The 7,494-nt window shown below is 74.5% G+C and carries 8 protein-coding genes and 1 pseudogene; 3 read left to right on the plus strand and 6 right to left on the minus strand.

What is annotated here, in order from left to right; genetic code table 11:
- A pseudogene (locus tag IE249_RS36405) lies at positions 1 to 147 on the minus strand (amino acid transporter); the annotation flags it as partial.
- A gap of 69 nt (positions 148 to 216) precedes the next feature.
- Here IE249_RS36405 and IE249_RS06165 point away from each other — a divergent pair.
- Positions 217 to 1,131, plus strand: coding sequence for a LysR family transcriptional regulator ArgP (locus IE249_RS06165; RefSeq protein ID WP_189703749.1), 915 nt, complete (start codon positions 217 to 219; stop codon positions 1,129 to 1,131).
- Here IE249_RS06165 and IE249_RS06170 read toward each other — a convergent pair.
- Entirely contained in the window at positions 1,128 to 1,847 is a 720-nt protein-coding gene (locus IE249_RS06170; RefSeq protein ID WP_189704168.1) for a TetR/AcrR family transcriptional regulator, read from the minus strand. The two genes, IE249_RS06165 and IE249_RS06170, sit on opposite strands and share 4 nt — an antisense overlap.
- A gap of 177 nt (positions 1,848 to 2,024) precedes the next feature.
- Between IE249_RS06170 and IE249_RS06175 the strand changes: the two genes are divergently transcribed.
- Together IE249_RS06175 and IE249_RS06180 are read left to right on the plus strand one after the other, a co-directional pair.
- Positions 2,025 to 3,245 (plus strand): saccharopine dehydrogenase family protein, encoded by a 1,221-nt coding sequence (locus tag IE249_RS06175; RefSeq protein ID WP_189703750.1) that lies wholly within the window; start codon positions 2,025 to 2,027, stop codon positions 3,243 to 3,245.
- Positions 3,246 to 3,391: 146 nt separating this feature from the next.
- On the plus strand, positions 3,392 to 3,646 hold the full coding sequence (locus IE249_RS06180) for a WhiB family transcriptional regulator (protein WP_189703751.1): 255 nt from the start codon (positions 3,392 to 3,394) through the stop codon (positions 3,644 to 3,646).
- Between the two features lie 64 nt (positions 3,647 to 3,710).
- Here IE249_RS06180 and IE249_RS06185 read toward each other — a convergent pair whose 3' ends face one another.
- The 4 genes from IE249_RS06185 to IE249_RS06200 all read right to left on the minus strand — a co-directional run.
- Complete coding sequence (locus tag IE249_RS06185; RefSeq protein ID WP_189703752.1) at positions 3,711 to 4,169, minus strand: DUF6098 family protein; 459 nt, start codon at positions 4,167 to 4,169, stop codon at positions 3,711 to 3,713.
- 89 nt (positions 4,170 to 4,258) lie between these two features.
- Positions 4,259 to 6,109, minus strand: a complete 1,851-nt coding sequence (locus IE249_RS06190) for a sensor histidine kinase (RefSeq protein ID WP_229857684.1) — start codon at positions 6,107 to 6,109, stop codon at positions 4,259 to 4,261.
- A complete protein-coding gene (locus tag IE249_RS06195) occupies positions 6,106 to 6,801 on the minus strand; it encodes a response regulator transcription factor (protein WP_189703753.1) in 696 nt (231 codons plus the stop codon). Before IE249_RS06195 ends, IE249_RS06190 begins: the two co-directional genes overlap by 4 nt.
- A gap of 18 nt (positions 6,802 to 6,819) precedes the next feature.
- Positions 6,820 to 7,494: L,D-transpeptidase family protein (locus IE249_RS06200; RefSeq protein ID WP_189703754.1), on the minus strand; the 675-nt coding region annotated here is incomplete at its 5' end.

Below are 7,494 nucleotides of genomic sequence, written 5' to 3' on the forward strand. Positions count from 1 at the left end.
CGACAGCGCGCAGATGCCGACGACGGCGAGCACGGCGTCGCGACGGACGCCCTGGCGCAGGACGAAGGCGTTCTGGGCGCCGATGGCGACGATCAGCGACAGGCCGGTGCCGAAACCGGCGGCGAGGGCGGTCAGTGCGTGGTTCACGGCGTCGACGCTACGGAGCCGATCACCGCGCGTACAGCTAAAGATTCTTACGTACCATTAGCAGACGTGATGACCGAGCTTCCCCTCGACCAGGTGCGGACCCTGCTGGCGGTGGTCGACGAGGGCACCTTCGACGCGGCCGCCGCGGCCCTGCACGTCACACCGTCCGCGGTCAGCCAGCGGGTGAAGGCGCTGGAGCGGCGCACCGGCCGGGTGCTGCTGCTGCGCACCAAACCGGTGCGGCCCACCGAGTCGGGTGAGGTGATCGTGCGGTTCGCCCGGCAGGTGGCCCGGCTGGAGCGGGACGCCTCGGGCGAGCTGGGCCTGAGCACGGCGGGAGAGCCGACCCGGGTGCCGGTGGCCGTGAACGCCGACTCGCTGGCGACCTGGTTCCTCGACGCGCTGACCCGCGCACCGCGTCAGCCGCGGCTCTGCTTCGAACTGCACCGTGAGGACGAGGACCACACGGCGGCCCTGCTGCGCGAGGGACGGGTGATGGCCGCGGTGACCTCCTCACCGGACCCGGTGCCCGGCTGCTCGGTCAGGTCCCTGGGCCGGATGCGCTACCTCCCCGTCGCGCACCCCGCCTTCGCCGCCCGCCACCTGGACGGCCGCCCGCCGCGGGACGTGCTCGCCGAGGCCCCGGTGGTGGTCTTCGACCGGCGGGACGACTTCCAGGACGCCTTCGTGCGCGGGCTCGGCGGCGGCCACGGCGCGGCGAGCGCGCTGCGGCACTACGTCCCGACCTCGGAGGGCTTCGCCGACGCGGTCGCCGCGGGCCTGGGCTGGGGCATGGTCCCCGAGGCGCAGGCCGCACCGCTGCTCCGGGCCGGCCGCCTCACCCGCCTGGACCCGGACCGCCACGCCGACGTCCCGCTGTACTGGCAGCAGTGGCGGCTCCACTCCCCCGCCCTGGCGGCCCTCGCGGACGCGGTGGCAGCGGCGGCGGCCGAGGCCCTGCGCACCGGGGCGGAGGGGGACTAGCTGTCCGTCTCCGCGCGCAGGACGGCCAGGCGGGTCGCGGCGCTGTCCAGGAGCATGTCGAGGGCGGTGGGGTAGGCACTGGTGACCATGCGGGTGGCCAGTAGCGGGGCCGCCTCGGCGATGCGCGGGTGGGTGGCGGCGGGCAGCCTGGCGTAGGTGGAGCGCCACATCTCCTCGTCGGCGCGCAGGGCGGCGCTCGGCAGGGCCAGGGACGCGGCGTCGAGGGCGGCGAAGGCGAGCGTCTGGTCGACGAAGGCGTGGTAGATCCGCACGGTGTCGGCGAGCGGGAAGCCGGCCCCGCGCAGCACCTCCAGGACGGCCTCGTCGGCGGCGAGTTCTTGCGGGCGGCCGGTGACCCGGTTGGCGGTCACCAGGGCCGCCTGCGGATGGGCGACGTAGGCGGCGTGGATGCGCAGGCCGACCGCCCGCAGGTCCGCCCGCCACTCGCCCGTGGGCCTCCAGCCGCGCAGGGCGCTGCCGACGAGCGCGTCGCCGATGGCGAGGGTCAGGTCGTCCATGCCGCGGAAGTAGCGGTAGAGGGTGCTCGGGTCGCAGTCGAGGGCCAGGCCGAGGCGGCGGGCGCTCAGCCCGGCGCTGCCGTGCTCGCGCAGCAGGCGCAGCGCGGTGTCGACGATCAGCCGCTCCGACAGCACCGTGCCGCCGCGGGTCGGGCGCCGCCGGCGCCGCTTCTCCTCGGGCACCACGGGTTTGGGCACCACGACTCCTCCTCGCCCGGTCCTCGCGCCGCTCGGCCGCTCGGGCCTCCGGCTCTTATGCCAACGCCATTGACCTTACGTGGCACGCGGGAGTTGTATCACGGCTGTCACGACCGAGGGCGCGCCTCGTGCGTTGTGGAATCTGCCCGACCCCGGATACGACAGGGAGTTCTCGTCATGCGTGTACTGCTCGTGGGCGCCGGTGGCGTCGGTACCGCGATCACCCGGATCGCGGCCCGCCGCGACTTCTTCGAGGCGATGGTGGTCGCCGACTACGACCCGGCGCGGGCCGAGTCGGCGGTCGCGGCCCTCGCCGGCGACCGCCGCTTCGCCGCCGAGCGCGTCGACGCCTCCGACGAGGCGGCGGTGGCCGCGCTGCTCGGCCGGCACCGCTGCGACGTGCTGCTGAACGCGACCGATCCGCGCTTCGTCATGCCGCTCTTCCGCGCCGCGCGCACCGCCGGCGCGCGCTACCTGGACATGGCGATGTCCCTGTCCCGGCCGCACCCCGAGCGGCCGTACGAGGAGTGCGGGGTCCGCCTCGGCGACGAGCAGTTCGCGCAGGCGGCCGACTGGGAACGGGAAGGTCTGCTCGCCCTCGTCGGCATGGGGGTGGAGCCGGGCCTGTCCGACGTGTTCGCGCGGCACGCGGCCGACGAACTCTTCGACGAGATCGAGGAGATCGGCGTCCGCGACGGCGCGAACCTCACCGTGGACGGCTACGACTTCGCGCCCTCCTTCAGCATCTGGACCACCATCGAGGAGTGCCTGAACCCGCCGGTCGTCCACGAGGCCGGGCGCGGCTGGTTCACCACCGAACCCTTCAGCGAGCCCGAGGTGTTCGACTTCCCCGAGGGCATCGGGAAGGTCGAGTGCGTGAACGTGGAGCACGAGGAGGTGCTGCTCATCCCGCGCTGGGTCGACGCGCGGCGCGTCACGTTCAAGTACGGGCTGGGCGGCGAGTTCATCGACACGCTCAAGACGCTGCACCGGCTGGGCCTGGACCGCACCGACCCCGTCACGGTGCCGGGTCCGAACGGGCGGCCGGTCGCCGTCTCGCCCCGGGACGTCGTCGCCGCGTGCCTGCCCGACCCCGCGACGCTGGGCGAGCGCATGCACGGCAAGACCTGCGCGGGCACCTGGGTGCGCGGCACCCGGGACGGGGCGCCGCGCGAGGTGTACCTGTACCACGTGGTCGACAACCAGTGGTCCATGGCCGAGTACGGCTGCCAGGCCGTGGTGTGGCAGACGGCGGTCAACCCCGTCGTCGCGCTGGAGCTGGTCGCGGCGGGCGCCTGGACCGGCGCGGGCGTGCTGGGGCCGGAGGCGTTCCCGGCCCGGCCCTTCCTGGACCTGCTGACCGAGTACGGCTCCCCGTGGGGCATGCGCGAGGGCTGAGCCCGCGCGGCCCGGCCTGTGCGGATTCTGCGAAGGTCCGCACGGCCGGCCGGGCTTGCGGTTTTACCACCGCGTCCGGGGGTGACCCGATGCCGGGTACGCAACTGACCAGGCACGGACGACTTTCGATCGCAGGTGACTATCTCATGGACAACTGGCGAGACCACGCCGCGTGCCGCCAGGAGGACCCCGACCTCTTCTTCCCGATCGGCACCACCGGTCCGGCGCTGCTCCAGACGGAACAGGCCAAGTCGGTCTGCCGTCGCTGCCCGGTGCAGGAGCAGTGCCTGGAGTGGGCGCTGGAGACCGACCAGACGATCGGCGTCTGGGGCGGCACGAACGAGAACGAACGCCGGGCCCTCAAGCGCCGCCGCGCGGCCGCCCGCCGCCGCTACGGCTAGGGCCTGTCCACGGTGGGACACTGCCGGCCGGGAGCCGGCACAGGGCCGGGGACGGGGCGGGGGATCAGTGTCCGGAGCGGCGCAGGGTTCCCCACTCCGACTCCTGGCGGGCCACCGCTTCGCGGGCCTCGGCTATGACACGGGGGCCTATCCAGCACAGCGGCTCCACGTCGACCACCAGTGGCTCGTTGTCGGGGCCCCGGCCCGTCTCCCGGCCCTTCAGGACCCAGGGGCGCACGCCGGGGCCCTTGTCGTGGGGCAGGTGGGCGTAGTCGTAGAGGCGGCGCGCGACCCAGAACTCCACCGAGCGGCCCTCCCACCAGTCCTCGACGTCGAGCGGGTTGGCGGACAGGCCCGGCATGCGCACGCCGGTGAGCTCGTCGGTGCTGGAGGTGGCGCCGAGATCCGTCCGCGGGCCCCGCGACCAGCGGACGTACAGGCCGTGGCGCTCGGCGACGAGGGCGGCGAGGCCGGCCAGCTCGTGCACCACCCGCAGGTCGTCCGGTGCGCCCGATGCGCTCATGTCGTGCTCTCCCTCTCGTCTCAGGGGCTCGGGGTACCCGCGTCCGACGACCGGAATCAGACCGGGATCCGACCGGGATCCGACCGGGATCACTCGTTCCGCTCGGTGGCGGCGGGCAGCCGCAGGGAGAAGACACTTCCGGCACCGGGCTCGCTCGCCGCCCCGGCCGTGCCGCCGTGGGCGGCCGTCAGGTGGCGCACTATGGCGAGGCCCAGACCGCTGCCGCCGGTGCGGCGGCTGCGGGACTTCTCCGCACGCCAGAACCGGTCGAAGACGTACGGCAGGTCCTTCGCCGCGATGCCCGAACCGGTGTCGGCGACGGTGAACACGGCCTCCTCGCCGTCGCGGCGGGCGGCCAGCGTGACGGTGCCGCCGGAGGGCGTGTGGCGCAGCGCGTTGGAGACCAGGTTGCCGAGCGCCTGCCGCATGCGCACCGGGTCGGCGTCCAGCCGGCAGCCGTCACCGGCCTCGGTGCGCAGCGTGACGCCCGCCGTGGCCGCGGCGACGCGGTGGGCCGCGGCGACCTGGTCGAGCAGGTCGCCGCCGCTCACCGGCTCGCGGTGCAGGCGCAGCGTGCCCGCGTCGGCGGCGGCGAGGTCCTGGAGGTCGTCGATGACGCGCTGCAGCACCACCGCCTCGTCGTGCAGGGACGCCAGCAGCCCGGGGTCGGGGTCCACGACGCCGTCGCGGGCCACCTCGAGCCAGCCTCGGATGTTGGTCAGCGGGCTGCGCAGTTCGTGGGCGATGTCGCTGACCATCGCCTTGCGCTGGGCCTCGAGCCGCTCGCGCCGCTCGGTCAGCGCGTTGAACGCCAGGGCGAGCAGGCCCGTCTCGTCGCGGGTGGTGACCGGCACCCGTACGTGCTGCTCGGGAGGCTGCCGGGCCGCCTCGGTCAGCGCCCGCAGCGGCCGTACCAGACGCAGGGCGACGACCGCGCTCACGGCGACGGTGACGGCGAGGACCAGTCCGGCGGCCCCGACGACCTTGGCCTTGTTGGCCGGGGACATGTCGAAGCGGGGGGCCACGCGGTCGCCGCCGCCGAGGAACAGTTCGGCGACGGGTGCGACGTAGGGGTCGAGCTGGGCGCGGCGGGCCTCCTCGACGCAGTCATGCGCCTTCTGGGCCGCGCCGGGGTGTCCGGGCCGGGCGAGTTTGGCGAGCACGTAGCGGTCGGGGACGCTGCGGCCGGTGGAGTCGAAGGTGAGGAGGAGGGGAAGGCGCGGGGTCAGGCCCGCGCCGTCGAGGCAGGGGCGGGCCCGGCGGGTCAGCGCGTCGATGGCTTTCCGCTCGGTGGCGGTGGGGGTGGTGAGCGCTCCGTCGGCACACTCGTCGGGCGTCTCGGTGGCGATGTCGGTGCCGTCGGCGTCGGTGAGGACCGGGCGGCCGCTCGGAGTGCGGGTGATCGTTGCCCGCAGGCCGTAGCGTCCGACGCAGGCCTGCCGCTTGCCGGCCAGCGCGTCGAGCCGGTCCCGCTCGGCGGCCGGCAGCAGGTAGGGGCCCACCGCGCGCGGGTCGATGCCGCTGAGCTGGGCGCCGGGCTGGGTGTAGGTGTCGGTGTGCAGGGGGTCGACGGTGGCGGCGGCGCCCGGGGGCAGCGGGCTGCCGTGCGGGGCGGAGTCGGCGACGAGGACGCGGTCCGTGGTGGTCAGGGCGATCCTGCGGCCGGTCCGGGCGGCCAGGGCGCCCACGAGGTCCTGAACTCCCTTCCAGTCGCGATGCGTTGCGGCGTAGCCGCTCAGCTCGGCCAGGATGTCCATGTCGTCGGCGAGGTCCTGGCCCTGTTCCTCGCGCAGGGCGCGGGTGGTGGTCTCCACGGCCAGCCAGGCCGTCGCGGCCACGGAGCAGACGGCGATGAGCGCGGAGGCGATCAGCAGCCGCACCAGCAGCCGCTTGCGCAACGGTATCCGGGCGACGACGGGGCCCTTTCCGCCGCCGTTCACACCCGGCCGCCGCTCAGTTTGTAGCCGACGCCGTAGACGGTCAGCAGGCGGGCCGGCCGGCGCGGGTCGGCCTCGAGCTTCTTGCGCAGGTTCATGATGTGCACGTCGACGGCGCGTTCGGTGGACGCCCGGTCAAGGCCCCGGGTGCAGTGCAGCAACTGGCGCCGGGTGAACACCCGTTCGGGCTCACCGGCCATCGCGAGCAGGATCTCGAACTCGGCCGGTGTGCACTCCACCGGCCGCCCCTCGCAGCGCACTTCGTGCCGCACCGGGTCGACGGCGATGCCCGCGGCCCGCACCACGGGGTCCTCCCGCCGGTCCCCGGCCCGTCCGCTGCGGCGCAGCACGGTCCGTATCCGCGCCATCAGCTCCCGCGGGCTGTACGGCTTGGTCATGTAGTCGTCGGCGCCCAGTTCCAGGCCGAGGAGCACGTCGTCCTCGGTGGAGCGGGCGGTGAGCATCAGCACGGGGACGTCGTCGTCGCGACGCAGCACCCGGCACACGCCGAACCCGTCGATCACCGGCAGCATCAGGTCCAGGATCACGAGGTCGGGCCGGTGCTCCCGGACCGCGTCCAGGGCCGCCCGGCCGTCGTGGACCACGGTCGCGGTGTGGCCCTCCGCCAGCAGGGAGCGGCGTATGAGTTCGGCCTGCATCTCGTCGTCCTCGGCGACCAGCACATGTGCGCACACGCGGCGGATCCTAGGTCGTCAGCGGGCCAGCCGGGCCGCGTCGCCCATGACGACGACGGGACGGCGGTCCGGGTCGAGGGTCAGCAGGAGCTCCTTCATGTGCCGCTCGGAGAGGCCGACGCAGCCGTGGGTGGGCCCGCCGTGGTCCACGTGCAGCCAGATCCCGCCGCCTCGCCGGGCGCCGAGCGGCCGGGTCCAGTCCAGCGGCGAAGTGCCGGGCACACGGTTGTAGTCGACGGCGATGACGTAGTCGAAGGACCCGGCCAGCGACTCGCCCTCGAAGCCGGTGCCGGGCGGGACGAAGCCGCGCGAGTGGTGGTACGGCAGCCGTGTGCCGGGGTCGGGTCTCAGCCCGCCCGCGTCGGTGAGGCCGTAGACGCCGGCCGGTGAGCGCAGGTCGCCGGCCGTGTGGTGGCCGGTCCAGCCCTTGAGCGCGTTGTGCGCGGGCCATCGCGCGCCCGCCTTCCAGCCGGCGTCGTCGCCGGTGCCGGTGCGCTGGTACAGCACGACGGTGGAGTCGGGGGAGTCGCCGCCGTCCCCGGTCACGACGACGACCTGCCCGGAGCCGGCCGGGACGGCGGCGCGGGTGCGGGGGCCGAGCCCGGGTATCTCCCGGGGAGCCGTCCCGGTCGTGGTCGTGGTCGTGGTCTTCGGTGCGGTGCCCGGCCGTGCCGTGGCGGAGCCGGAGGGGCG

This window comes from Streptomyces anandii JCM 4720, assembly GCF_014650655.1.
GTDB lineage: Bacteria > Actinomycetota > Actinomycetes > Streptomycetales > Streptomycetaceae > Streptomyces > Streptomyces anandii.